Genomic DNA, 23,581 nt, shown 5'->3' with positions numbered 1-23,581 from the left:
GGAGTTGAGCATAGGCGAAGCACCGCTGCAGGAGGTTGCGGGCCCGTTGCGTTACGAAATCACTGCTGAACCGGCCGCAGCCGCAGGCCCTGCATCCCGCCGTCGACTGCCAGTGAGGTCCCCGACGTCGAACCGGACAGCGGGCTCGCCAGGTAAGCGACGGCGCCGGCCACCTCAGCCGGGTCCACCATTCGGCCGTGCGGCTGGCGGGCGTTGAGGGCTTGGCGCTCGCCGGCGGGGTTGGTGGCTGAATCGAGCAACCGGCCAACCCACGGGGTGTCTACGGTGCCGGGGTTCACGCAGTTCACGCGGATGCCCTCGCGGACGTGGTCGGCTGCCATGGCGAGTGTCAGCGACAACACGGCACCCTTCGACGCCGAGTACAGGGCACGCTGGGGCAGCCCGGCGGTGGCCGCGATGGAACAGGTGTTCACGATCGCGGCCGCCGGGGATTCGCGCAGATACGGCAGCGCTGCCCGGCTGACGCGCGCGATGCCCACCACGTTGACGTTGAGGACGCGCAGCCATTCGTCGTCATCGTTGGCTGAAACATCACCTTGTGCGCCGATCCCGGCGTTGTTGATCACGATGTCCAGGCCACCGAACTTCTGCACTACGTGCTCGACGGCGGCACGAACCGACGCGTCATGGGCTACGTTGCACTGCACTCCAAAGTGCGGGCTGGTTTCCGGTGCGAGGTCCAGGACGGCTACCTGCGCACCACCGGCGACGAGGCGGTCCGCGATGGCTGCCCCGATTCCGGAGGCGCCCCCGGTCACGAGTGCTGTCAGGCCGTGGAACTCGTTGCCCACCGAGGTTGCCATGGCGGGCTCAGGCGTTGATGCTGACGGGAGCCGCTGCCCCGGGCTGTGTTGGTGAACCGGCTTGCGCCCGGAAATACTCCTGCCGCTGGCGTCCGAGGCCTTCAACTTCCAGTTCCACCACATCGCCCGGCTGGATGAAGGGGAAACGGCCGGATAGGGCCACACCCTCCGGGGTGCCGGTGATGATGACATCGCCCGGTTCCAGGACCATGTACTGGCTGAGGTGGTGGACGATCGTTGCGGGGTCGAAGATCATGTCCGAGGTTGTGGAATCCTGGCGGGCCTCGCCGTTGACCAAGGTTTGGAGGCGAAGGCCTCCGGCGTCAACGTCCGATGCCGGTACGAGCCACGGGCCCAGGGGAGTGGAGCCCGGAAGGGACTTGCCCTTGGTCCACTGCGCTCCAGCGCCGGGAATCTGGTAGTCGCGCTCTGAGAGGTCGTTGGCTACGGCGTAGCCGGCGATGCAGCCTTCGGCTTCCTCTGGGGTCGAAAGGTATGACGCTTCCTGCCCAATCACGATTGCCAGTTCCACTTCCCAGTCGTACTTTTCCGACGACGGCGGGATGGGTGCGGCATCGAACGGGCCGGCGATGGTGTTGGTGGGCTTGAGGAAGACCACGGGAACCTCGGGCGGCGTCGCACCGGATTCGGCTGCGTGTGCGGTGTAGTTAAGGCCGATGGCGACTACGGCGCCCGGACGGGCAACGGGCGCGCCAATGCGGAGGCCTTCCGGCGAAATTTCGGGAAGTTCCCCTTTGTTCAGGGCATCGCGGGTGCGTTCGATGCCGTCCGAGGCGAGGAAACCGCCGTCGATGTCTTGGGTCAGGACCGTGAGGCTGAAGTACTTCTCAGCACCGTGGGCGTCCTGGGCGATGACGGCCGGTTGTTCGTTTCCGGCCGTACCCAGCCTGGCGAATTTCAAGGTCATGGCTTCCTCCGTGCGTTCGGGACTAACATCCGAGCTCTAGTGTGGTGTTTCCACCCATAATACGGAAATGTGACCCATTGACAAGGTAGACATCGGATGTTTAGTGTCGGGTGAAGAATAGCGACGCACCCCAGGAGCCGCATGAGCATCATCACCGCATTGGAAACGTTTGATATCCGTTTCCCCACATCCATGGAACTGGACGGTTCCGACGCCATGAACCCGGACCCGGACTATTCAGCGGCGTACTTGATCATCCGCACGGACGCCGGGGATGGGCATGAAGGCCACGGGTTCGTTTTCACCATTGGGCGGGGCAACGAGGTGGAAACGGCGGCGATCAACGCCCTGCGGGATCACATCCTTGGCGCTGATGTTGAGGCGCTGCTCGCAGATATGGGCGCCACCTGGAAGCTGCTGGCACACGATTCCCAACTCAGGTGGCTGGGGCCCGAGAAGGGCGTCATGCACATGGCAATAGGTGCGGTCATCAATGCGCTGTGGGACCTGAAGGCCAAACGCACGGGGCTGCCGCTGTGGGAGTTGCTCGCCGGCATGAGCCCCGAAGAGCTCGTGGCACTTGTGGACTTCCGGTATCTCACGGACGCCCTTACTCCCGACGAAGCCCTGGACATTCTTCGCGCCGCCGAACCGGGACGGGAAGCCCGCAAAGCTGTGCTTCGCGTTGAGGGTTACCCCGCGTACACCACGACGCCGGGCTGGCTGGGTTACAGCGACGAGAAACTGACGCGGCTGGCCAAGGAAGCCGTGGCTGACGGATTTGCCCAGATCAAGCTAAAAGTTGGCGCCTCGTTGGAAGACGACATCCGCCGCGTGAGGGCTGCGCGCGCTGCTGTTGGTCCCGCTATCAAGATCGCCGTTGATGCCAATCAGCGCTGGGACGTGCAGGAGGCCATCGACTGGATGGCCCACCTTGCTCCCTATGACATCGCCTGGATCGAGGAGCCCACCAGCCCGGACGACATCCTGGGTCACGCCGCCATTGCCCGTGGGGTAGCCCCGATTCCCGTGGCCACTGGCGAACACGTGCAGAACCGGGTGGTGTTCAAACAGATGCTTCAGGCGGGTTCGCTTCAGGTCCTGCAGATAGACGCAGCCCGGGTGGCGGGGGTGAACGAGAACATCGCGATCCTTCTTCTCGCTGCCAAGTTCGGGGTGAGAGTTTGTCCGCATGCCGGCGGGGTAGGCCTCTGTGAGGCCGTGCAGCACCTGTCCATGTTCGATTACATTGCCGTGTCCGGGACAAAGGAGAACAGGACCATAGAGTTCGTGGACCACCTCCATGAGCACTTCATCACTCCCGTGGACGTCCACGACGGCGCGTACTGGCCGCCGTCGAATCCTGGCGCTGGAAACGAAATGCTCCGTGAAACACTGGCCGCGTATGTCTTTCCCAACGGCCCCGTCTGGAAGGAATCCCTGTGATTCAGCACGCACCATGGTTTGAAGAAGCACGGCTTGGGATGTTCGTTCACTGGGGCATCTATGCCCTGCCTGCCCGGCACGAATGGGTGATGAACCAGGAAGAAATCACCGTGGAGGAGTACTCCAAGTACTTCCAACGCTTTGACCCGGACCTCTACGATCCGCGTGAATGGGCGCGCGCTGCACGGGACGCCGGCATGAAGTACGTGGTCCTCACCACCAAGCACCACGACGGCTTCTGCCTCTGGGATTCCGCGCTGACGGACTACAAAGCCACCAACACACCAGCCGGCCGGGATCTCATCGCGCCGTATGTGGAGGCCCTCCGCGCCGAAGGGCTCAAGGTGGGCTTCTATCACTCTCTGATCGACTGGCACCACCCGGACTTCACCGTTGACGGGGTACATCCGCAACGCAACGCCGCCGACGTCGAAATCTTGAATGCCGGACGCGATATGGGGCGCTACCGCGAGTACCTGCACGGTCAGGTGCGTGAACTCCTGAGCAACTACGGAACCATCGACTACCTGTTCTTCGACTTCTCCTACGCCGACACCAAAATCGGTGAATTTTGGGGCGGCAAGGGCGCCGATGACTGGGACTCCGAAAGACTGTTGGCGATGGTACGGGAACTTCAACCAGGGATCGTGGTTAATGATCGCCTGGGTATCCCGGGCGATGTGGTCACACCTGAGCAGTACCAGCCCACTGAGCCCATGATGCTCCACGGCCAAGCGGTCACCTGGGAGGCCTGCCAAACGCTGAACGGGAGCTGGGGCTACCACCGCGACAACCTCAACTACAAGTCCGTGGACCTGCTCATCCGCATGCTGGTGGACGGGGTATCCAACGGCGGGAACCTGCTGCTCAACATAGGCCCAACAGGACGCGGGAGCATCGATCCGCGTGCCCTGGCCTCCCTGCAGGGAATCGGCCAGTGGATGAAACTGCATTCCCGCTCCATCTACGGAGCCGGTCCCGCACAGTTCACCGCTCCGACGGATGCCCGCTACACCCAGCGCGGAAACCGGCTCTACGTACACCTGTTCGCTTGGCCCTTCGAGTACATCCACCTCCCGGGGCTCGCAGGGAAAGTGGAGTACGCCCAACTCCTCAACGACGCATCCGAGGTATTCCTCAAAGAAGTAGACCCGGACCAGGAAGCCTTCAACACCATCCCCGGAGGCCAGCCGCCAGGAACCCTCACCGTGAAACTACCTGTTCAACGGCCGGATGTGGCGGTTCCCGTCCTGGAGCTCTATCTCAAGGAGTCGGCCCGTGACTGAAAGCATCGCCCTCCACACCCGCCTCAAGGCAGGAACGGAGGATGAGTACGCTGACGCCCACGCCAACATTCCCCCTGAGCTGGTATCAGCGCTCAAGGAAGCCGGCGTGAAGAACTGGCGCATCTGGCGCAGCGGACTCGAGCTGTTCCACGTGGTGGACGTGGAAAACTACCAAGTGATGCGCCACGCCCTCGCCCACCATCCGGCCAACGTGCCGTGGCAAGCCCGAATGGCTGAACTTTTGGAGGTCAAGGACGATTACTCAGGGGAGGATGCGGGTATCCAGAGAGTATGGGAACTGCCATGAACTCACCTGACCTTGGCGAACTGGGCGAATTGGGCAAACTCGGTTTCGGCGGGGCGGGCATCGGAAACCTCTACCGGGCCATCCCCGACGGAGAAGCGCTCGCAACTGTCCTGGCAGCTTGGGACGCCGGCATACGCTACTTCGACACCGCACCCCACTACGGCCTCGGCCTGTCCGAGCAGAGATTGGGGGCCGTTCTCCGGGACAAACCCCGCGACGAATTCCTTATCTCCACCAAAGTCGGCCGGCTCTTGGAGCCCAACGCCAGTGGTGGCCAGGATCCCGAAGGGTTCGACGTCCCTGCCGCAACACGGCGTGTGTGGGACTTCTCCGAAAAAGGCATCCGGCGCAGCATCGAGGACTCCTTGGATCGGCTAGGCCTGGACCACGTGGACATCGCATACCTGCACGATCCCGACGTCCACGATCTTCAGGCCGGAATCTCCCAAGGCCTCCCCGCCTTGGAGAAGCTGCGCTCCGAAGGAGTGATCCGGGCGATCGGCGTGGGCATCAACTCCGCCGAGGCGGCCTTGGAATGCGTCGAAGCCGCCGATCTCGACCTCGTGATGCTCGCCGGCCGCTACACCCTGCTTGAGCAGCCCGGCGTCCCGCTGCTTCAACGCTGTGTGGAGCGCAGCACCGGCGTCGTCAGTGTGGGCGCCTACAACTCCGGCCTCCTGGCCCGGCCCGACGTCCCCGAGGACGCCCATTACAACTACGATCAGGCTCCGCCGGAGGTGCTGGAACGGGCACGTGCGCTCGCAGGCGTCTGCCGCGATTTCGGCGTGGAACTTCCGACGGCGGCGCTCCAGTTCCCGTTGCGGCACCCGGCCGTGGTGAATGTGACAGCCGGGGCGACTTCTCCTGAACAGGTGGTCACCAACGCGGCCCGCATGGAGGCACCCGTGCCGGAGGAGCTGTGGGAGGCTTTGGAGCGTGTTGGGCGGTGATTGATTCGCACCTGCACTTGTGGACCTTGGACACCTTCGTCACCGGCGGTGTGCGGCATTATTCGTGGCTTGGTCCTCAGCATGGTGCCCTCTTCCGCAGCTTTGGCGAAGATGAAGCGCGCGAAACGTTGGACGCTGCCGGGGTAAGGGGAGCCGTGTTGGTGCAGGCCGACGATTCCGTTGCCGATACCGAGAGCATGTTGGCCGTTGCCGAGCGGAATCCCTGGGTGTTCGGTGTAGTTGGCTGGATCAGGTTGGACGCGCCTGCTGAAGCCGCAGAGCAGTTGCACCGCTTCACGGCTCAACCGGTATTCAGGGGCGTGCGGCACCTGCTCCACGATGATCCGCGAAGTGACTTCCTGGATCTTCCCACTGTTAGGGATTCCTTGACGTTGGTGGCACAGCGCGGCCTCACTTTGGACATCCCGGATGCGTTCCCCCGGCATCTGGATTCCGCGGTGCGGCTCGCCCGTGAGATGCCGGAACTGACCGTTGTGCTGGATCACCTGGGCAAGCCGCCGCTGGCTGATCCTCAGCTCATGGACTCGTGGCGCGCGAATTTCATGGCGTTCGGACGGGAACCGAACTCGGTGGCCAAGCTCTCCGGACTGTATTTGCCGGGAGCCGAGTACACCGCGGAATCGTTGCGGCCGCTGTTCGAATCAGCGTTGGAAGCTTTCGGGCCCGAGCGTTTGATGATCGGCTGCGACTGGCCAGTGAGTACCTTGGGCGCACCCTACGGCCGCACGTTGGATGTCCTGCTGGAACTCGTGTCCACCTTGAGTCCCTCGGAGCAGGACCTGGTGCTCGAAGAAACGGCCATCCGGGTCTACGGCCTGGCAGTGACCCCTATCGCCGAAGGTTAGAGCGCCTGCCGCAGCCAGTTCTCCACGCCGCTGATGTGCACAGTAACAAGGGCACGCACCAGTTCACCGTCGCCGCGTTCCAGGGCGTCGGCGATCGCGTGGTGTTCGGCCAAGGTGTGCGCCACAGCTTTTTCCTGCGTTAGTCCACGCCAGATCCGGGCACGCACGGTGCTGCTGGACAGGGCTTCCAAGAGGCTTCCGAGATAGTCGTTTCCCGCGGCCTCGGTGATGATGCTGTGGAATTGAAGGTCATGCGCCACGAGTTCCTCGACGTCCGTGTTCTCGTCGATTCCGTCCATGGTGCTTCGCAGGGCCAGCAGCTCGTCAGGCGTGATTTTGCCGGCAGCCAAGTGAGCGGTTGCAGGCTCCAGGATTCGTCGGACCTCAAAGAGTTCCAGGATGGACCTGTCCTGGTGCAAGTCCACCACAAACGCCACGGCTTCGTTGAGCAGCTTCGCGTCAAGACTGGTCACGTAGGTGCCATCGCCGCGTCTAACATCCAACACGCGGATCAGCTCGAGGGCTTTCACGGCCTCGCGCAACGAACTCCTCGAAAGACCGAGCCGTTCGCTCAGTTCTTTTTCCGGCGGAAGTCGGTCGCCGGCCTTGAGTTCGCCGCGGATCAGCATATCTTTGATCTTGCTGATCGCCTCGTCTGTGACAGCCATGGACCAATAGTAGCCACGAATGATCCGATGTCTGTTTTCGCCGCGTCCCCACCCAACTGAGTCGCAGTTAAGCGCGTTTTCAGCATTCAAAACGCGCTTAACTGCGACTCAGTTGGGTGCGTTAATCAACGACGGCGGCACTCGGGGCCCGATTGCTACGGAACCCAGGTGCCGCCGTCGGGAGTCAGCGGTTGTTGCTGGTTACTTGTCGCCGCCGGGAAGCGGACGGTTGGCAATGACCGGCGCGCTGCCCGTGTAGCCGTCGCGGGTGGCGGCAATCTCATGAATTTGCTTGCGGCACAGGAACCAGCCCCAGACCATGAGCCCGCAGGCGATCGCGGTGACCAGCATGGTGAGCGGTGATTCGATGAACACCATGATCAGGACGGCCAGCAGGAAGACCAAGGACAACCAGCCCGTGTAGGGTGCGCCGAACAGCCGGAAGGACGGGCGCTTCACCCAGCCCTTGTCGGACCAACGTTTGAGCTGCATCTGGCACAAGACGATAGTGGCCCACGTGACGATGATGCCCACGGATGCGACGTTGAGGACGATCTCGAAGGCGTCGGACGGGACCAGGTAGTTCAGCGGAACGCCGAGCAGGGATACTCCGGCCGTGATCGCGATGCCGCCGTAGGGAACGCCGGCCTTGTTCATGCGCTGGGCGAACTTCGGGGCCGAACCGGCCACGGACATGGAGCGGAGGATACGCCCGGTGGAGTAGAGTCCGGCGTTCAGCGAGGACAGTGCCGCGGTGAGCACCACGAGGTTCATGATGACATCCACGCCCTCAACACCAATGGAACCGAAGAACGTCACGAAGGGGCTGACGCCCTTTTCGTAGGCGGTGTACGGGAGCAACAATGCCAGCAGGATGACGGAACCAACGTAGAAGACTGCGATGCGGAAGACCACGGAGTTGATGGCCTTGGGCATGATCTTCTCCGGGTTGGGAGTTTCACCAGCCGCGGTGCCCACGAGTTCGATCGAGGCGTAGGCGAACAGCACACCTTGCATGAGGATGATCATGGGCAGGATGCCGTTGGGGAAGATGCCGCCGTTGTCCGAGATGAGGCTGAAGCCCACTTCCTGGCCATCCACCGGGGTACCGAAGATGACAAAGTAGGTGCCAACCAGGAGGAAAGCCACCAGTGCGGCCACCTTGATCAACGCGAACCAGAACTCCATTTCGCCGAAGACCTTCACGGAAACAAGGTTGAGGCAGAGCACTACCACCAAGGCAATGAGCGCCCAGGCCCACTGCGGTACGGCACCCATCCAGGCGATGTATTTGCCGAAGAAGTTCATGTACAGGGCCACCGCGGTGATATCCACGATGGTGGTGGTTGCCCAGTTGATCCAGTAGAACCAGCCCGAGACGAAGGCGGCCTTTTCGCCATAGAACTCGCGGGCATACGAAACGAAGGACCCCGACGACGGCCGGTGCAGAACCAGTTCACCGAGGGCGCGGAGGATCAGGAAAGCGAAGAAGCCACAGACTGCGTAGGCGATAACGAGCGAGGGACCCGCTGCGTTGAGCCGGCCGCCGGCACCCAGGAACAGGCCGGTGCCGATCGCACCGCCGATCGCGATCATCTGGATCTGGCGCGGCTTGAGGTCCTTGTGGTAGCCGGAGTCCTCCTGGTGGAGGGCTTTCTCGCTGGCGTGCGCTTGGGCCGGGACCGTGTGGTCCGTGATGGGGTTGGTCATTGGAATCCTTAGGGGTGTCCTGTTGGGGGTGTCCTGGGCGTGTCCGGGGAGGGATTCGGGCACGCAGAACCAGGCCTCGTGGGGGTATGCCTCATGGGGCGGGACGGCTGGTCGGAGAACTTACAGGCCAGTTTCGGCCTATTTGCTCAGATTTGCCAGACGTTCCGGGCTCAGCAGTTCCTCAAGCTGGGCAGCGGTCAGGAGACCGTGCTCCAACACGAGTTCCGCGACGCCCTTGCCCGTTGCCAACGCTTCCTGGGCGATAGCGGTGGCGGAGGCGTAGCCGATATGCGGGTTCAATGCCGTGACGAGACCGATCGACTGCTCCACGGTAAGCCGTAGCCGTTCGGTGTTTGCAGTGATGCCCCGGACGCAGCGCGCCGTAAGGGTGCGGCACGCTGCTTCCAGGTGGGAGATGCTCTTGTGCAGGCTGTGCACAATGATCGGTTCGAAGGCGTTCAGCTGAAGCTGGCCGGCCTCCGCGGCCATGGTGACGGTGACATCGTTGCCGATGACTTCGTACGCCACCTGGCTGACCACTTCCGGGATCACCGGATTGATCTTGCCGGGCATGATCGACGAACCGGACTGCACCGCCGGAAGGTTGATCTCACCCAAACCCGCACGCGGTCCGGAGGACAGCAAGCGGAGATCGTTACAAATCTTGGAGAGTTTCACTGCAACGCGCTTCAGGACGCCGGACAGGTGGACGAACGCGCCCACGTCCTGGGTGGCCTCAATGAGGTCGGCAGCGGTGAGGAGGGGAAGCCCAGTGATTTCGGCCAAGTGGCGGCAAGCAGCTTCAGCGTAGCCAGCCGGGGCGTTCAAACCTGTGCCGATTGCCGTAGCACCAAGGTTGATCTCGTGGATCAGCATGTGGGACTCGTCCAGGCGCGCCCGGTCCTCGCCGATGGTCACGGCGTACCCGCCGAACTCCTGGCCAAGCGTCATGGGAACCGCGTCCTGCAACTGCGTGCGCCCCATCTTCACCACCGTCCGGAACTCCCGGCCCTTCTCGGCGAAGGCCAACTCGAGTTCTTCGAGGGCTACCAGGAGTTCCTTCACGGAGAAGATCGTGGCCAGGTTCACCGCCGTCGGGTAGACGTCGTTGGTGGACTGGCTGAGGTTCACGTGGTCATTCGGGTGAAGCTTGGAGTAATCGCCCTTGGGGTGGCCCAGGATCTCCAAGGCACGGTTAGCGATTACCTCGTTGGCGTTCATGTTGGAACTTGTTCCCGCGCCACCCTGGATCACGTCCACCATGAACTGCTCGTGAAGCATGCCATCCATGATGTCCTGGCATGCCTGCTCAATAGCGTCGGCCTTTTCGGCATCCAGCAGACCAAGCTCGTGGTTGGTGCGTGCGGCTGCCTGCTTCACGGCGGCCAGGCCCCTGACCAGGTGCTTGTTGGTGGAGAGAGGCTGCCCTGTGATGGGGAAGTTCTCGATTGCGCGGAGGGTGTGGACGCCCCAGTAGGCATCCGCGGGTACATCGCGGTCGCCCAAAAGGTCGTGTTCGGAACGGAGGGGGATCGCCTGATCGACGGTGGTCATAGCTGTCCTTGGTTTAGTTGCTGAAAATATGGGCTGCGCGGAGCTCGCCGACCGGAAGGCCGCCGCCCAGCACAGGTGGGCTCTGAAGCGTGTCCAGGCTGCCGCCGTCGACGCCCAACCGGCGCAGAACCTCAACGGTGACGGGCATGCGGGCGCGATCGCCGCCGTCGGAGATCTTTACCGCAAAGCCGGTGCCATCCGGAAGGCCAACCAACTGAAGGCCTTCAAAGCCGTCCTTCGCAAGCAAGCCGGGAACGGCGCGCATAAGGGCAGTAACGTCGCGGCCCTCACCGGCCACCATCTCCGGGAACCGGCGCATGGCGTGGGCAACTTTGCCCTCGTCGGTGCTTTCGTCGGCAGCGGCCAGGCGGCCGTAAGCACGCGCCATGCCATGAAGGGAGTGAGCGAAAAGAGGGGTTCCGCAACCGTCCGTGCTGACCGCTGCTGCTTCCTCGCCGGTCAATTCCGTGATGGTGTCGCGGACCAAGACCTGCAGCGGGTGCTCGGGATGCAAGTACCCCTCCACGGGCCAGCCGTTGATGACGCAGACGGCGGTCATGGAGGCGTGCTTGCCGGAGCAGTTCTGCGCTATTTGGGTGGGTCCGTTGCCGGCGCGGAGCCACTCTTCACGCTCAGCGACGCCGTAAGGCAGGTCCGTGCTGTTGCCCAGTGCCGCCTCGGTGAGGCCGTGCAGCTTCAGGATTTCGGCGGCACCATCGCGATGCATCTGTGCGCCGGAATGACTGGCAGCCGTAAGGGCAAGGAGGTTTTGGGGGATGTCCAAACCGGCCTTGAGCAGGGCTACGGCCTGCAATGGCTTCAGGCTTGAACGCGGGTACATCGGTGAGTTTGGCTCGCCGGCCTCGATGGTAGTGTTGCCGCTTTTGCGGAGGGCGATCAGCGAGCCGTAGTGGATGCTCTCCACCAGCCCGTCGCGGGTTACCTCTACGAGCGGGACGTGGTGGGGCGTTTTGAGGCTCTGCGCAGTTGTTGCTGTTGCTGGCGCGGCTTCGTGGGCTTTGTGCGCCGATGCTTCGGGGACGGGCATGGTGACGGTGTCCTTTGGATGTGTCATTTGCTGAGGATCGTGTCCAGTGCCACGCTGACGGCCTGCAGGTGAGCGGCCATCGCTTTGCTTGCGGCTTCGGAGTCGCCTGCTTCGATCGCGTTGAGTACGGCGACGTGTTCCTCGTCCGAGCGGTGTTGCCGGTCTGCAACGAGGTTCAAGGTTTCGGATTGGTGGGCCAAGGCCTCACGGATGTCCGAGACGACGCTGGCAAACACGCGGTTCCCGCTGGCGCGGGCCACGGCTGAGTGGAAGCTGGCGTCCAGGTTCACCCAGGCTTCGGGATCGTTCTCGGTGAGCATCTCCTGGACGATGTCCTTGAGGTGCTCCAGTTCTTCCTCGGTCCTTCTTTGAGCCGCCAGTCCCGCTGCCGGGATCTCGATGTGCGGACGTGCTTCGTTAAGATCACGCGCACTGTACTGACCCAAGGTAAGGTCGTTAGCAACCTTGTTGGCCACAATGAACGTGCCCTTGCCGGTCTTGGTCACGGTGAGGCCCAAGGTGTTACAGGACCTCAGCGCTTCACGGATTACCGAGCGGCTCACGCCGTACTGGCCTGCCAGCGTCGCCTCGGAACTCAGCTTGGTGCCGATATCAAACTGGCCGCCCTCAATGGCGCGGCGCAACGCCGCAAAGACCGCCTCGGCTGCGGAAATGCGAGAGATGGGCGTATGCCCACCCTGGGGTCCTTGCTGTCCGGCTGTCCGGCTGTCTGACAGGTTCACGCTTTGAATATGGCACGGGTCACAAGTGCGTGTCAACGCTGAAAGCTTTGCTTCACGCTTTGGCGTCTCTGGGCCGCTGTTCGGCTGTTCTTTGGACCGGTCGCATCGCGGTCCCGCACAATGGACCATGCTCTTCACCAAAAAGTCCCTCACCGAGGACGGGTTCACCGGATTCCGGCCGATCGACGAACTCGATCCCATGAGAATTCCCCAAGGCCCCGGCATCTTCGCCATCCTCCGCCCCACGGATTTCGAGCCCGTATTCCTCAGCAAGAGCACTGCCGGCACGTTCAGAAAGAAAGACCCATCCCTAAAACGCGAAGCGCTGGAATCCGAGTGGGTGCCCGATGCTTCCGTGGTGTACATCGGTAAAGCCAGCGCCGGAAGCCAAGGCAACCGCGGGCTCCGCAAGCAGATCCAAGAGTTTCTTGACTACGGCCGTGGACGGCCCACCGTCGTCTGGGACGCGCGGCTCATCTGGCAACTCCGGGACGCTTTGGATCTCATCATCGCGTGGAAGGAACTCCCGGCTTCCGAGGTGAATGCAGCCGAGGCCGCCTACCACGCAGGCTTTGTTGCCGCCCATGGATGTCTGCCGTTCGCCAACCTGGTTCAGGCTCGCGCCAAGAAGTGAATTCCCGACACCCGCCAAAGCAGAACGACGGCGAAAGCCGGTTCCGCCGTCGGCCTCCCGTTCGCTATGCGTTCGGCGCATAATGGCAACCATGACGGGCAGCAACCACACTGCAGGCAAACCGTATGGACCTCGTATCACTGTTGAGGTGCCCCTCCTTCGAGTGGGCGCTGGTCTTTCGGACTATCAAGGATTGAACCGGTTCGTCGATTCTCTGCGCAAACCTCAGGGCTTGCACATGACCCTGCTGCATGTTGGCATTCTCGATGAACTCGGCGAGGACATCGCAGCCTGGACCAAGGGGTTGTCTCCTCCTGAGAAGACACTTCCGGAGATCGCCAGCTGGTTGACGGAGTTGCCGGTGTTGCAGGGTTTCTTGGGGAAATCGGACAAGCTGATCCCCTTGGGTGGTGGTCGTCTCATGGGACTCGAAGTGGATGTGCCGCAGGAAGTACACGATTACCAGGCACTTTTGGTGCAAGGTCTCCACATACTTCTTGACGACCTCGGCCTGGACAACGTTGACGACTTCATCCTGAGCTCACCCGCACTGGGCTACAAAACACCCCGGTGGCTACCCCACATCGCTGTCGGCAAGGCCCGCACCCGCCACGAGCCTGAGATGGAGATCGCTCCCGTTGCCATCGAATTCGGCGACTCGCAGATCCGGAACCGGGCGGCGCTCCCATTGCCGTAACCCTGCGGTTGCACTGTGTGACGCGAGGGAGGTTTTACGGCCGGTAAAATACGATGTGTCTCCCGTTTTCTACCTGAGGACTTCCATGCAGCCCCGCACCTTGTTCCGTACCGTTGCTTTTGGCGAGGCCGTGACATGGACGCTGCTGTTGATCGGGCTGTTCCTCAAGTACGTCACGCGCACAACAGACGTTGGTGTGAGCATTGCCGGAGGCATCCACGGTTTCGTGTTCCTTTGCTACGCAGCGACGGCCGCATTCACTTGGATCAACCAGAAGTGGTCCACCCGTACAGGCCTGCTCGCCATCGGTTCAGCCGTTATTCCCTATGCCACCATCCCCACGGAGAAGTCGCTCGACCGCCGCGGCCTCCTCTCCGGCCAATGGCGTTTGGCCACCGGGGGTGAGAAGCCTCAGGGCGGCTTCGAGAAAGCCCAGGCTTGGGTTCTGCGGAACCCGATTCTTGCCGTAGTTGTCACCCTCGTTGCCGTGGGAGCCGTCTTTAGCTTCCTGTTGTTCATGGGCCCTCCAGGTACCTGGTTCTCCTAAGCTTTGGCAGGCGAGAAGCATCGGTTCTTGGGAACTGATGCTTTTCTTCACTTAAGGCGAAGGATCCCTGACTTCAGGAACCGCCACCACCCACTTTGAATCGTGGGTGGAACGACGCGCCGTCCTTCTTGGTGTTTCGCCAGAATTCGGCGATCAAAGTAGGTGGTGGCGGTACGTGGCGCCATCTGTCTATCTGGTCTTTGTGCCGGGGCAGCCCCAGGAGTTGGGGTTTTCCTGGCAGGTGTCGGCGACGAGTGCTTTTTCTGTTTTCCAGACGTGGATGGTTTTGGCGGGTGTGGTGATGTTGAGGGTTCCGTTGATGGGTAGTGGTGGGCCGTTGTTGACGGAGTAGGTTCCGGTGAAGCTTGTGGTGACGGTGGCTTGGTAGTTGCCGGTTTCTGTGTAGGTGTGGCTGGTGCGCGTTTCGTTGCTGAGCCATTCGGTTTCGGGGATGGAGTAGCCGGTGGCTGGTGTGGGTCCGAGGGCGGTTCCGTCGCCGAAGGTGTAGGTGTGGTTGGCGGGTGTGGCGGTGAGGTGGACTGTTTGGCCGAGGATGGTGATGTTGAAGGTTTGTTCGCCGGCGGTGGTGTAGAAGTTGGTGGGTCCGCCCTTGAGGGTGTGGGGGAAGGGCTGGGCTTGGAGTGTTCCGGGGTTGACGGGGAGTTGTTGGAAGTCGCTGAGGATCCGGGCGGCGATGTTGTCCAGGACGTTCTCGGGTTCGGGGTCGTAGAGGCAGGTGGGTCCAGTGATTGCGCGGTAGTCGGTCCAGTCCGGGTTAGTAATTGCCTTCGGAGCCTTCTTCCAGACCACTGGAGTTCCTTCAGGACCGCCCTCGGTTTTAGCCGGACATTGAAGTCCTTGGCACCCCAAGCCTCCACCCCCAGCACGGCACATGGTGTCCGGCTTGTATTGAAAGGGGTCTTCGGCGGCGGTGTCTGATGCCACCCCACCAAGGCTAGGAGTCGATGTCCCTGTGGTTATATCGAATTCCCATCGAGCCCCCACGTCAATGCTTCCGGTTGCTTTGTTCGCCGTGGCCCAGTTGTCTTCGTTCTGCGCAGCATGGGCGGGTATTGAAGCAGTGAAGATAGGTGCGATTAGGACGAAGCCCAAGGCAAGTCGATATGCACGATCAGCGAATGACACCGGTGTCCACAACTTTCCATGTCGATTCAAAATTGGCGACGACAACGAACGCGTCGTTGGTTGCCGGGTCCGCTGGACGTCCTTCAGTGCCGTCCGCGTTGAAATAGGTGATCGCTTCCTGGATAACTTGGACTTTGGCTTGTTGGCCAGTATCACCATCGTTCCAGGCAACATCAATCCTGGGGGTACGCACCTTCCCGCCCACAATCCAGCGGCCGTTCTTGGAACTATCTGCGGCGGCGTTTCTGAACTGTGTACATGCTTTGCATTCAGGGGTACTCAAACTACTGAGGCCGGAGACGTCCCCCGTCTCATCTGCGTAGTTCCCGAGTTCGTACCAGTACCTAATAAACGCTTCCAGCCCGGCCTTCGAGTTCTCCTTCGCCAGTTCTGGCATCACTGGAACGGGTACGTTCTGCGACTTCCCCGCAGCGTCCGCAGGCTTGTAGACGGCGGGCGCTGACGGAGTAGCCGAAGCCGCCTGGGCTGCAACGCTCAAGGCGGGAGACGCCGTCGTCGAGCTGGTTTCTGAAGGTGAGCCACCCGGCGCGGAGCCACCCTGACAACCGCTCAGAATGATCACAGAGGCGAGCCCCACGACCCACGTTCGGACGTGAAAAGACGGAAAATAGGCAAACGAAAGGCGTGACATGACAGGCTCCCCAGCAGCTGTTTGGCGGTGTGCCGGTCAGTCTAGGCGGGGTAAGGGCCACCACTCATGTCGGAAAACGCGGCCTGTGGATAACCTGAGCAGCGCCCGCTAACCCAGCAGGCTTAGCCCCGCAGCTTCTCCATGTCCCGGCGGTCCTTCTTGGTGGGACGGCCGGCGCCGCGGTCGCGTTGGGGGAGTCCGAGTTTGGGGGCAACGGGACGCGGGGGAGTGTGGTCGGTGAAGCAGTGTGAGGCCGCTTCGGCACCGACGCGTTTGGCGATGAGCCGCCGCACCTCGAGGATCCGTTCCCAGCCGGATTCGCGGACACGGATGGTGTCGCCAATGATCACGCTTTGCGAGGCCTTGACAGGGTTTCCGTTGACGCGGATGTGTCCGGCGCGGCAGGCAGCAGTTGCGGCGGAACGGGTCTTGTATGCGCGGATCGCCCACAGCCAGGCGTCGACTCGGACGTTGGCTGGGGATGAAGGCGGGATACTCATGATTGGAACGAGTCTAACCGGGGCGGAGCAGGCTGGCGAGAACGGCGGAAACCTGCGAAAACGTGGGAAAGCCATCGAGATCGCCGGAGAGTTCCGGCGATCATGCAGCGTTCCAGCGAACTCGGTGAAATCAGCGAACTCGGCGGGACCAGAACCGAAAGACCTACCGCACCGTCACCTGAACCACTTGCGCCATGTTGTTCCCGATGCCCTGGTAGTTCCACACCTGGTCAGTGGGCTGCAGCGCGCCGGACGTGTCCATCGCCCGGCACCGCAGCACGTGCTCGCCAGGGCTCGCCACCCACACCATGGACCACGAGCGCCAGGCGAAATCACCCAGCGGCGAATCCACATGCGCCGGCATCCACTCGCCGTCGATCCCCACTTCCACGCGCTCCACCTCGCCGTGCCCGGACCATGCGCGCCCGCGCAGCATCACGGGACCGGCATCCACAATGCGTTGCCGAGTGTAGAAGTCCGGAATTCCTGGCGGAATCATGAGGGAGCGGACGCGGATATGGCTCACGGGTATGCCCGGCCCGTCAGGCCCCTGAAGGTAGTGGTACGCGACGGCCTGCTGGAAACCCATGAACCGCGACGTCACGGCTTCGATCGACGTCAACCACTTCACACTGGCCATGCCATACCAGCCCGGCACTAACAGCCTGAGCGGGAACCCGTGCTGGATGGGTAGAGGGTTGCCGTTCATGGCGTAGACCAACATGACTTCGGGATGCATCGCCTCGGCCACCGAGAGGCTGCGCGCGTATGGCTCTTCGACGCCACCTTGGATGCCGTTGTCGGCACCGGTAAAGACAAGTTCGACGGCGTCACTCGCCAAGCCTGCTTCCTCCAGCAAGGGGGCCAAGGGGGTTCCGGTCCACTCCGCCGTGCCCACTGCACCGAGAACCCAAGGTTGGCTGACGGGACGGGGTTGCAGAAGTGACCGCCCATTTCCTGCGCATTCAAGAGTGACGGGCATGGCGACGGCGGGCCGGGCTTTGATGTCCTCAAGACTCAACTCGAGGCTCCGACCAACGGCGCCACCCAACCGCAGCCGCCAGGTGTCGGCGGAAACATGCGGGATGTCGAAATGGATCAGCAGATAGTGCAGCCCGGCTGGCGTGATGTCGTCGTGCAGGGCTTCCAGGGGCATGGAGTGATTCCGCCCGGAGAGTTGCAATTCCTCGTGAGTCAGCGGACCTTGGGTTGGCTGGCCGGGATTGGCGGTTTTTGGTGCTCTTTGTTTGACATGGTGCTTGGACATGGGAGGCGGCGTTCTACTGGACTTGACGCTGCGGGCGCGCCGCAGCACTTAGGACAAGGATCACGCCGCGGCGGAACCTGCGTCAATAGCTCGTTGTGAGGCCCGCTTTGCGCACCAACGGGAGCGTAGAGCGCGCAAAACGGGCCTCACAACGGAAGGGGGTTACCGGCGTCGTAGTTCCGGGTACTCAAGGTGGGGTGCAACAGTGCCGGCGTCGCGCTCCAGGAAGTTCACGGCAGGGGCAACGATGTCGTCGATCTCATCCAAAACAGCCTCGTTGAGCACCACGTCTGCGGCCTTCAAGTAATCGGTGAGATGATCCTCGGTGCGCGGCCCGATGACCACGCTGGTCACCGCCGGGTGGTTCAGGGCAAAGCCAACAGCTAGCTGGATCAAGGTCAACCCATGGCGGGCGGCGAGCTGCGCGAGGGCATCGGCGGCGTGCAGCTTGCCCTGGTTGAAGGGGGCGTTGACATCGAAGCGGCCTGGAACCGCGGCCGACCGCGAACTCTCCGGCTGGCCACCGCCCACGCGGTAACCGCCGGCCAGCCACCCGCCGTCGAGCGGTCCGTAACTCAAAACCCCGACGCCGTACTGCTGGGTGATGGGGAAAACGTCCCGTTCATTCGCGCGCACCAAAAGTGAATAGGGAACCTGATCCACCACCGGCGGGGTCAAATGGTTGGTGTTCGCAATCCACTGGGCCTCCACAAGCTGGGCGGGACTGAACACTGACGTGCCGTAGTACAGGATCTTGCCCTGGCGGATGAGGTCGTTGAGCGCCGTGATGGTCTCCAACAGATCAGTGTTGTAGTCCGGGCGGTGCGCTTGATAGAGGTCGATCCTGTCCGTGTTCAGCCGCCGCAAGCTGTCCTCCACAGCCCGGACAATCCACCTGCGGGAGTTGCCCGCGTGCGCCGGGTTGGAACCCATTTGGCCGTGGAATTTGGTGGCAAGGAAGACGTCGTCGCGGAGACTGTGGATGGCTTGGCCAACCACGGTCTCGGCTTCGCCCTGCGAGTAGATGTCTGCGGTGTCAACGCTGGTGATACCGGCGTCGAGGGCAGCCTTGATGATTCGGATGCTCTCAGCTGGACCTGTAGGTGCGGCGCCGGTGCCGAAATTCAGGGTACCCAGTGTGAGGGGGCTGATCAGGGCGCCAGTGCGTCCAAGCGTTCGTAGCTCGTTGAGGCTCATGTCGGCTTCCTGTGGTGGGACAGTGCTTGTGTGGCAATGCTTGGAGTCCAAGCCTGCGTTTGCGACCGTGGACTGGATGTTCAATCGAGGCTACACACGGCCACCGGAGGCATAAACGCAAATGGTAGAAGTTCTTCGTTTTTCGTCTTGCGAGGTAATGGAGGAGGCCTTACTTCGCGACATTTCTTGACACGCGGCAACACAAATGTCTTTCGAATCAACAAATATTGCCGTTCCCGTTTGCAGGTGAATCATGGGAAAGGAACTCAGGCATCGCACGATAGGGGACACCGGAATGACACAGACCACAGTGGAAGAAACGGCGGCCATCAAGGCAGCATTTGCGCAGTTCCCGTCCGGAGTTGCGGCATTCAGTGCCATGGTGGACTTTACGCCGGAAGCCCTGGTTGCGTCGTCCTTCACGGTTGGGGTTTCGCTGGAACCGCCGCTGGTGATGTTCGCCGTGCAGAACTCCTCCACCACTTGGCCGAAGCTCCGCCAGGCGCAGCGTCTTGGGGTTTCGGTGCTCGCCGAAGGGCAGGAAGGGGCAGCTCTCCAGCTGGCCTCCAAAACGCGCGACCGTTTCGCCGGGCTGGACACCAGCGTGAGCGACTCAGGTGCAGTGCTGATCGACGGAGCGGTGCTGGGTTTCGAATGCGAAGTTGTTTCCGAGACTCCGGCCGGAGATCACGCGATCGTTGTGCTCGAGGTCAAGGCCACCACCATCAACCTCGAATTTAAGCCCCTGATCTACCACGGTGCGGCGTTCAGGCAGCTGGCAGCGTAGGCAGCCAGGTGCCGCTCACAGGGTTAGGAGTTGCGGCTGGCGCTGCTGAGCGAACCTTTTCGAATCGGGCTCGGAGACTTTTCATTCTTGGAAGTGTCCGGGCCCGGTTTCTTTGCCCCATTGCCTGAGGCAGGGCTCTTGGCATCACCGGGTCCGTGGTCCGGCCTCTTGGGTGGGAAGTCCGGACGCTTGGGAGCGGGAGTTTTGCCATTGGACGACGGCGTGGGCTCATCGAGGTCACGGACAGTGACCTTGATGGCCGGAGGCTGTTGCGCTTTGGTGCGTGCGGCCGCCCGTTCATCCGCTTCTGCCACAGCGTCAGCCCAGTCCTTCGCGAGAACAGGCGGTTCCTTGGCGGCTGCCACAACGATCGGGTGGTGCGCGGTCTGATGTTCCACCACTGATTTGACCTCAGCAGGTTTCGGCAGATTCCGGGGGTCCACTTTGGCCTTCCACGCGCCGTCCTTTAGCGCTGAAGACGCACCCGAGAGCCGCCGTCGTGCACCTCCGAGGAAGTCTCGCTTGGGCGCCGCAGGTGCGGGAACGTCAACAGGCGCGGCCACAGCAGCAGCGGCCGGCGCGAAGGCCGGCTCGGGCGCCGGGGCGGTTACGGAATCGTCGCCCTCAGCCGCGGGATCAGTCACACGTGCGGGGTGCTGAGGGAGGTGAACGATAGGAGTGTTCGCCTTCTTGGGGAAAATCCCCACCAAGGCCAAGAGAATGATCGACAGCAGCCGTCCAACTCCGGCAATCACCAGAGTGATGATGACGATCAACACGAGACCCAGGAACATGATGACCGCGAGTCCCAGCGTCCCCAAATACGTCAGGTTGATGGCGAGTGTTGTTGGATCCTCCACGTTAGCCTCCCCTGGCCGTCGTTTTGTGATGCGCCCATTGCCCACCCAGCCTGCATATATAGCCTAAGGTCCAGCACCGACGGAATCACGCCCCGCCCCACCCTCTGGCGGGGTTGTTTCGAAGCTGTTATACGGCGTGGGAAAATATGTTGCCCAGCTCTCATTTTCAGCCTCAGATTGGGACCCCGTGACCCCTGATTCAGTCCGTCTCCGCAACGGCGCCTGCCCATGCCTCTCCGGTGAGCAGTACCACGATTGCTGCGGACGCTTCCACCGCGGCGACGCCCAGGCTCCAACCGCCGAGCAGCTCATGCGCTCCAGGTATTCGGCGTTCGTCATCCTGGATCCCGACTATCTCCTGCGCACCTGGCACGCGTCCACCCGCCCCGGGTCGATGGACCTCGATTCGGACATGGAGTGGCGCAGGTTGGACATCGTTTCGACGTCGAATGGCGGCCCCTTGGACACCACCGGCACGGTGGAGTTCGCTGCGCACTACAGGCTCGACGGCGAACGCGGAGTCCAGCGCGAAATCAGCCGCTTCGTCCGGGAAGACAAGCGGTGGTTCTACGTGGACGGGGACGTGCGCTAGCGCTTCACCGGTAGCTGCGGTGCAGGTTCTCCTTGGTGGAAGCGCCCGGGGATGCATCGCCGATCCATGGGCCGGTTCCTTCTGACTGGTCCAGTACCCCGGCCTCCAACCAGGCATAATCGCCGGCGAGGACCTTGCGCGAAAGGTCGTGGTCGCCGTCGTCAGTATTCCTCCACAGCTGATCGAAGTATTCGTCCACCCGCACGCGCGCCTGCTCGCAGTACGCCTCGGCCAGTTCGAATGCAGCCGCGCCTTGTTCGGGGTGAGTGCGGAGCAGCATTTCGGCCCGGGAACAGCACGCTGCCATGGCGAACAACTCAGCGCCGATGTCCACAATCCTGCCCAGGAACGCCTGCTTGTGTTCAAGCTTCGCCTGCCATCTGCCCATGCCGTAAAAGGTTTGACGGGCCAGCCGCCGCGAGGACCTCTCCACAAAGCGCAGCTGCTTGCCAAGACGGCCAAACTCCGCGTAGGACCGTGGGTCCATGCCTGCTCCTGCAACCAGCTTGGGCAACCAACGGGCGTAGAAACCGGAGGCCCCGACGGCGGCCCTCGCCTTGTCCTGCAGGCTCGCATCCGCTGAGGCGAGGTCGCCCGCAGCGGCAAGGTGGGCATCCACGGCTTCGCGGGCGATCAGGAGTTTCATGATCTCGCTGGAGCCCTCGAAGATCCGGTTGATGCGGAGGTCCCGGAGGAGTTGTTCCGCCGCGACGGCACGTTCGCCCCGGGCTTCCAGGGAGTCGGCCGTTTCGAAGCCACGGCCTCCCCGGATCTGCACTAGTTCGTCCGCGATCCGGCAGCTCAGTTCCGTCGACCATAACTTGGCCAGCGCGGCTTCTATGCGAACGTCCTTTTGGCTGGCATCAGCCATTTCGGCGGAGAGCTCGAACACGGCTTCCAACGCGAAAGTGGTGGCGGCGATGAAGGCGATCTTCTTGCCGACGGCCTCGTGTTTGCCCACAGGACGCCCCCACTGGGTCCGGGCGTTGGACCATTCGCGGGAGATCTTCAAGCTCCACTTTCCTGCGGCAACGCATAGGCCGGGGATGGAGAGTCGGCCTGTATTAAGGGTGGTGAGGGCGATTTTGAGCCCTTGCCCCTCACGGCCCAGCCTGTTGGCCGCAGGGACGCGGACTTGGTGGAAACGGGTCACCCCGTTTTCGATTCCGCGAAGGCCCATGAAAGTGTTGCGGTTTTCCACAGTGATGCCGGGCGAGTCCATCTCCACGACGAACGCCGAGATGCCGCCCTTGTGCTCCGTGCCGTCGTCGTCGGTGTGCGAAGGCACCCGGGCCATGACCACCACGAGTTCAGCGATCACGCCGTTGGTTGTCCACAGTTTCACTCCGTCCAGAAGGTAAGAGTCGCCGTCGTCGGAAAGTACGGCAGTGGCGCCCATGCGCGCGGGGTCGCTGCCGACGTCGGGCTCTGTCAGGAGGAACGCGGTGATGGCGCCGGCGGCGCAGCGCGGCAGGTATTCCTGCTTTTGCTCGGGCGTGCCGAACTCCTTCACGGGTTCCGGAACGCCAATGGATTGGTGGGCTGAAATTAAGGCGCCGAGGCTCGGATGTACCGATCCCAGCAGAGCGAGTGCGCGGCCGTAATAGACCAAAGACAGGCCCAGCCCGCCATATTCGCGCGGAATCTTCATTCCGAAAACGCCCAGGTCCGCGAGCCCCTTGAGGTATTCGTCGGGAATTTTGGCGTCGCGCTCGATCACCCGGCCGGACATGGTTTTGGCAAAGGTGACCAAGCGGGCCATGAATTCCTCGCCCCGCTGGACGTCCTCTGTTTTGGCTTGTGGCCATGGGTGGATCAGGCTGAGGTCAAAGCTGCCCAGGTACAAGCCCTTGGCGAAGCTGGGCCGGTTCCATTCGGTTTCCCGGGCAGCCTCGGCTACGGCACGGGCTTCTTCTGCGGTGGCATTGACGCTTGCGGCGGCGAGACTGTTGTCAGTGGCGGACGTCATGGGAGAACTCCTCTAGCCGGTGGTGCCGGATGGAGCCAGGGTCCGCCTTGGGTGCGAACCCTTCAGCTGTCCCTCAATGCTACCCGCGAGTAGCTACCTGTGCTAGGGGAAACCTGTGGCTGGAATTCGGCCGGAATTTCCACTTGGCCTGCGTGATGAACCACGCGGTCCCATGCAAAGTTAATGCCGTGGACCAGACCACCCAGAACTGCCTTAATGGCGTACCAGGCGATGCCCATTGCTCCGATAAGAATGATTGTTGCCATTGCTGCGGCGGCAATAAAAGCCACCAGAATTGCAGCAAAAACCAGCGTTCCAATGAATACGTAAGTGGCTGTATCAAGCGCAGAGAAGTCGAAATTCATGGTTCCCCCCGGGGCGACGGTGCGTGGGTCGACGCGGC

The 23,581-nt window shown here is 62.3% G+C and carries 25 protein-coding genes; 10 read left to right on the top strand and 15 right to left on the bottom strand.

Annotated elements, in window-relative coordinates:
* Positions 1-59 precede the first annotated feature (59 nt).
* Both J7I86_RS18105 and J7I86_RS18100 read right to left on the bottom strand, forming a co-directional pair.
* Complete coding sequence (locus J7I86_RS18105) at positions 60-824, bottom strand: SDR family NAD(P)-dependent oxidoreductase (RefSeq protein ID WP_214822074.1); 765 nt, start codon at positions 822-824, stop codon at positions 60-62.
* A gap of 7 nt (positions 825-831) precedes the next feature.
* The gene (locus J7I86_RS18100; RefSeq protein ID WP_214822072.1) at positions 832-1,752 is read right to left on the bottom strand and encodes a fumarylacetoacetate hydrolase family protein; all 921 of its coding nucleotides are present in this window, start codon (positions 1,750-1,752) and stop codon (positions 832-834) included.
* A 141-nt stretch (positions 1,753-1,893) separates the two neighbouring features.
* Between J7I86_RS18100 and J7I86_RS18095 the strand changes: the two genes are divergently transcribed.
* From J7I86_RS18095 to J7I86_RS18075, 5 genes are read left to right on the top strand one after another with little or no spacing between them, the layout of a single operon-like run.
* Positions 1,894-3,198 (top strand): L-fuconate dehydratase, encoded by a 1,305-nt coding sequence (locus tag J7I86_RS18095; RefSeq protein ID WP_214822070.1) that lies wholly within the window; start codon positions 1,894-1,896, stop codon positions 3,196-3,198.
* Positions 3,195-4,484: an alpha-L-fucosidase gene (locus J7I86_RS18090; protein ID WP_214822068.1), complete on the top strand. Its 1,290-nt coding sequence runs from the start codon at positions 3,195-3,197 to the stop codon at positions 4,482-4,484. Before J7I86_RS18095 ends, J7I86_RS18090 begins: the two co-directional genes overlap by 4 nt.
* A complete protein-coding gene (locus tag J7I86_RS18085) occupies positions 4,477-4,791 on the top strand; it encodes an L-rhamnose mutarotase (protein WP_214822061.1) in 315 nt (104 codons plus the stop codon). Before J7I86_RS18090 ends, J7I86_RS18085 begins: the two co-directional genes overlap by 8 nt.
* Positions 4,776-5,741, top strand: a complete 966-nt coding sequence (locus J7I86_RS18080; RefSeq protein ID WP_214822059.1) for an aldo/keto reductase — start codon at positions 4,776-4,778, stop codon at positions 5,739-5,741. Before J7I86_RS18085 ends, J7I86_RS18080 begins: the two co-directional genes overlap by 16 nt.
* On the top strand, positions 5,738-6,607 hold the full coding sequence (locus tag J7I86_RS18075) for an amidohydrolase (protein ID WP_214822058.1): 870 nt from the start codon (positions 5,738-5,740) through the stop codon (positions 6,605-6,607). The genes J7I86_RS18080 and J7I86_RS18075 overlap by 4 nt, the downstream gene beginning before the upstream one ends.
* Here the strand turns inward: J7I86_RS18075 and J7I86_RS18070 are convergent.
* The 5 genes from J7I86_RS18070 to J7I86_RS18050 all read right to left on the bottom strand — a co-directional run bounded on the left by J7I86_RS18070 (position 6,604) and on the right by J7I86_RS18050 (position 12,330).
* Positions 6,604-7,275 carry a FadR/GntR family transcriptional regulator gene (locus J7I86_RS18070; protein ID WP_214822057.1) on the bottom strand — a complete coding sequence of 224 codons (672 nt, stop codon included), beginning with the start codon at positions 7,273-7,275 and terminating at the stop codon, positions 6,604-6,606. The genes J7I86_RS18075 and J7I86_RS18070 overlap by 4 nt on opposite strands.
* Positions 7,276-7,476: 201 nt before the next feature.
* The gene (locus J7I86_RS18065; protein WP_214822056.1) at positions 7,477-8,985 is read right to left on the bottom strand and encodes an amino acid permease; all 1,509 of its coding nucleotides are present in this window, start codon (positions 8,983-8,985) and stop codon (positions 7,477-7,479) included.
* 138 nt (positions 8,986-9,123) lie between these two features.
* Entirely contained in the window at positions 9,124-10,539 is a 1,416-nt protein-coding gene (locus J7I86_RS18060; RefSeq protein ID WP_214822055.1) for an aspartate ammonia-lyase, read from the bottom strand.
* Positions 10,540-10,552: 13 nt separating this feature from the next.
* A complete protein-coding gene (locus tag J7I86_RS18055) occupies positions 10,553-11,614 on the bottom strand; it encodes an asparaginase (RefSeq protein WP_286179991.1) in 1,062 nt (353 codons plus the stop codon).
* Positions 11,611-12,330: a FadR/GntR family transcriptional regulator gene (locus tag J7I86_RS18050; protein WP_014923019.1), complete on the bottom strand. Its 720-nt coding sequence runs from the start codon at positions 12,328-12,330 to the stop codon at positions 11,611-11,613. Before J7I86_RS18050 ends, J7I86_RS18055 begins: the two co-directional genes overlap by 4 nt.
* Positions 12,331-12,457: 127 nt before the next feature.
* On the opposite strand from J7I86_RS18050, the gene J7I86_RS18045 reads away from it, so the two are divergent.
* The 3 genes from J7I86_RS18045 (at position 12,458) to J7I86_RS18035 (ending at position 14,208) form a co-directional block, all read left to right on the top strand.
* Positions 12,458-12,964, top strand: a complete 507-nt coding sequence (locus J7I86_RS18045; protein WP_214822054.1) for a hypothetical protein — start codon at positions 12,458-12,460, stop codon at positions 12,962-12,964.
* Positions 12,965-13,055: 91 nt separating this feature from the next.
* Positions 13,056-13,661: a hypothetical protein gene (locus tag J7I86_RS18040; RefSeq protein WP_286179990.1), complete on the top strand. Its 606-nt coding sequence runs from the start codon at positions 13,056-13,058 to the stop codon at positions 13,659-13,661.
* A gap of 55 nt (positions 13,662-13,716) precedes the next feature.
* Positions 13,717-14,208 carry a DUF3817 domain-containing protein gene (locus J7I86_RS18035; RefSeq protein WP_214822051.1) on the top strand — a complete coding sequence of 164 codons (492 nt, stop codon included), beginning with the start codon at positions 13,717-13,719 and terminating at the stop codon, positions 14,206-14,208.
* 189 nt (positions 14,209-14,397) lie between these two features.
* Here the strand turns inward: J7I86_RS18035 and J7I86_RS18030 are convergent, their stop codons facing one another.
* The 5 genes from J7I86_RS18030 to J7I86_RS18010 all read right to left on the bottom strand — a co-directional run bounded on the left by J7I86_RS18030 (position 14,398) and on the right by J7I86_RS18010 (position 18,970).
* Positions 14,398-15,018, bottom strand: coding sequence for a PKD domain-containing protein (locus J7I86_RS18030; protein ID WP_309476761.1), 621 nt, complete (start codon positions 15,016-15,018; stop codon positions 14,398-14,400).
* 322 nt (positions 15,019-15,340) lie between these two features.
* On the bottom strand, positions 15,341-15,853 hold the full coding sequence (locus tag J7I86_RS18025; RefSeq protein WP_286179989.1) for a DUF6318 family protein: 513 nt from the start codon (positions 15,851-15,853) through the stop codon (positions 15,341-15,343).
* A gap of 275 nt (positions 15,854-16,128) precedes the next feature.
* The gene (locus tag J7I86_RS18020; protein ID WP_214822049.1) at positions 16,129-16,506 is read right to left on the bottom strand and encodes an RNA-binding S4 domain-containing protein; all 378 of its coding nucleotides are present in this window, start codon (positions 16,504-16,506) and stop codon (positions 16,129-16,131) included.
* Between the two features lie 163 nt (positions 16,507-16,669).
* Complete coding sequence (locus J7I86_RS18015; protein WP_214822047.1) at positions 16,670-17,773, bottom strand: sulfite oxidase; 1,104 nt, start codon at positions 17,771-17,773, stop codon at positions 16,670-16,672.
* Positions 17,774-17,935: 162 nt separating this feature from the next.
* The gene (locus J7I86_RS18010) at positions 17,936-18,970 is read right to left on the bottom strand and encodes an aldo/keto reductase (protein ID WP_214822045.1); all 1,035 of its coding nucleotides are present in this window, start codon (positions 18,968-18,970) and stop codon (positions 17,936-17,938) included.
* Between the two features lie 295 nt (positions 18,971-19,265).
* Here J7I86_RS18010 and J7I86_RS18005 point away from each other — a divergent pair, with 295 nt between their 5' ends.
* On the top strand, positions 19,266-19,757 hold the full coding sequence (locus J7I86_RS18005; RefSeq protein WP_214822043.1) for a flavin reductase family protein: 492 nt from the start codon (positions 19,266-19,268) through the stop codon (positions 19,755-19,757).
* 23 nt (positions 19,758-19,780) lie between these two features.
* On the opposite strand, the gene J7I86_RS18000 is transcribed toward J7I86_RS18005, so the two are convergent.
* On the bottom strand, positions 19,781-20,617 hold the full coding sequence (locus tag J7I86_RS18000; RefSeq protein WP_214822041.1) for a hypothetical protein: 837 nt from the start codon (positions 20,615-20,617) through the stop codon (positions 19,781-19,783).
* 187 nt (positions 20,618-20,804) lie between these two features.
* Between J7I86_RS18000 and J7I86_RS17995 the strand changes: the two genes are divergently transcribed.
* Positions 20,805-21,209: a YchJ family protein gene (locus tag J7I86_RS17995; protein ID WP_309476760.1), complete on the top strand. Its 405-nt coding sequence runs from the start codon at positions 20,805-20,807 to the stop codon at positions 21,207-21,209.
* Between the two features lie 4 nt (positions 21,210-21,213).
* On the opposite strand, the gene J7I86_RS17990 is transcribed toward J7I86_RS17995, so the two are convergent.
* Together J7I86_RS17990 and J7I86_RS17985 are read right to left on the bottom strand one after the other, a co-directional pair.
* Complete coding sequence (locus J7I86_RS17990) at positions 21,214-23,178, bottom strand: acyl-CoA dehydrogenase family protein (protein ID WP_214822036.1); 1,965 nt, start codon at positions 23,176-23,178, stop codon at positions 21,214-21,216.
* A gap of 62 nt (positions 23,179-23,240) precedes the next feature.
* Entirely contained in the window at positions 23,241-23,543 is a 303-nt protein-coding gene (locus J7I86_RS17985; protein WP_214822033.1) for a hypothetical protein, read from the bottom strand.
* Between the last annotated feature and the right edge of the window lie 38 nt (positions 23,544-23,581).

Source organism: Arthrobacter sp. ISL-95 (assembly GCF_018613695.1).
In the GTDB taxonomy this organism is placed as follows: domain Bacteria; phylum Actinomycetota; class Actinomycetes; order Actinomycetales; family Micrococcaceae; genus Arthrobacter.
The sequence above is the reverse complement of the archived record's forward strand: the minus strand, read 5'-3'. Positions and strand labels throughout refer to the sequence as shown.

Bases quoted from the DNA above. Each gene is read 5' to 3' on its own strand.
- J7I86_RS18005 (WP_214822043.1), top strand. From the start codon at position 19,266: ATGACACAGACCACAGTGGAAGAAACGGCGGCCATCAAGGCAGCATTT.
- J7I86_RS18040 (WP_286179990.1), top strand. From the start codon at position 13,056: ATGACGGGCAGCAACCACACTGCAGGCAAACCGTATGGACCTCGTATC.
- J7I86_RS18095 (WP_214822070.1), top strand. From the start codon at position 1,894: ATGAGCATCATCACCGCATTGGAAACGTTTGATATCCGTTTCCCCACA.
- J7I86_RS18015 (WP_214822047.1), bottom strand. From the start codon at position 17,773: ATGTCCAAGCACCATGTCAAACAAAGAGCACCAAAAACCGCCAATCCC.
- J7I86_RS17985 (WP_214822033.1), bottom strand. From the start codon at position 23,543: ATGAATTTCGACTTCTCTGCGCTTGATACAGCCACTTACGTATTCATT.
- J7I86_RS18105 (WP_214822074.1), bottom strand. From the start codon at position 824: ATGGCAACCTCGGTGGGCAACGAGTTCCACGGCCTGACAGCACTCGTG.
- J7I86_RS18070 (WP_214822057.1), bottom strand. From the start codon at position 7,275: ATGGCTGTCACAGACGAGGCGATCAGCAAGATCAAAGATATGCTGATC.
- J7I86_RS18060 (WP_214822055.1), bottom strand. From the start codon at position 10,539: ATGACCACCGTCGATCAGGCGATCCCCCTCCGTTCCGAACACGACCTT.
- J7I86_RS18055 (WP_286179991.1), bottom strand. From the start codon at position 11,614: ATGACACATCCAAAGGACACCGTCACCATGCCCGTCCCCGAAGCATCG.
- J7I86_RS18020 (WP_214822049.1), bottom strand. From the start codon at position 16,506: ATGAGTATCCCGCCTTCATCCCCAGCCAACGTCCGAGTCGACGCCTGG.
- J7I86_RS18065 (WP_214822056.1), bottom strand. From the start codon at position 8,985: ATGACCAACCCCATCACGGACCACACGGTCCCGGCCCAAGCGCACGCC.
- J7I86_RS18100 (WP_214822072.1), bottom strand. From the start codon at position 1,752: ATGACCTTGAAATTCGCCAGGCTGGGTACGGCCGGAAACGAACAACCG.
- J7I86_RS18045 (WP_214822054.1), top strand. From the start codon at position 12,458: ATGCTCTTCACCAAAAAGTCCCTCACCGAGGACGGGTTCACCGGATTC.
- J7I86_RS18080 (WP_214822059.1), top strand. From the start codon at position 4,776: ATGGGAACTGCCATGAACTCACCTGACCTTGGCGAACTGGGCGAATTG.
- J7I86_RS17990 (WP_214822036.1), bottom strand. From the start codon at position 23,178: ATGACGTCCGCCACTGACAACAGTCTCGCCGCCGCAAGCGTCAATGCC.
- J7I86_RS18010 (WP_214822045.1), bottom strand. From the start codon at position 18,970: ATGAGCCTCAACGAGCTACGAACGCTTGGACGCACTGGCGCCCTGATC.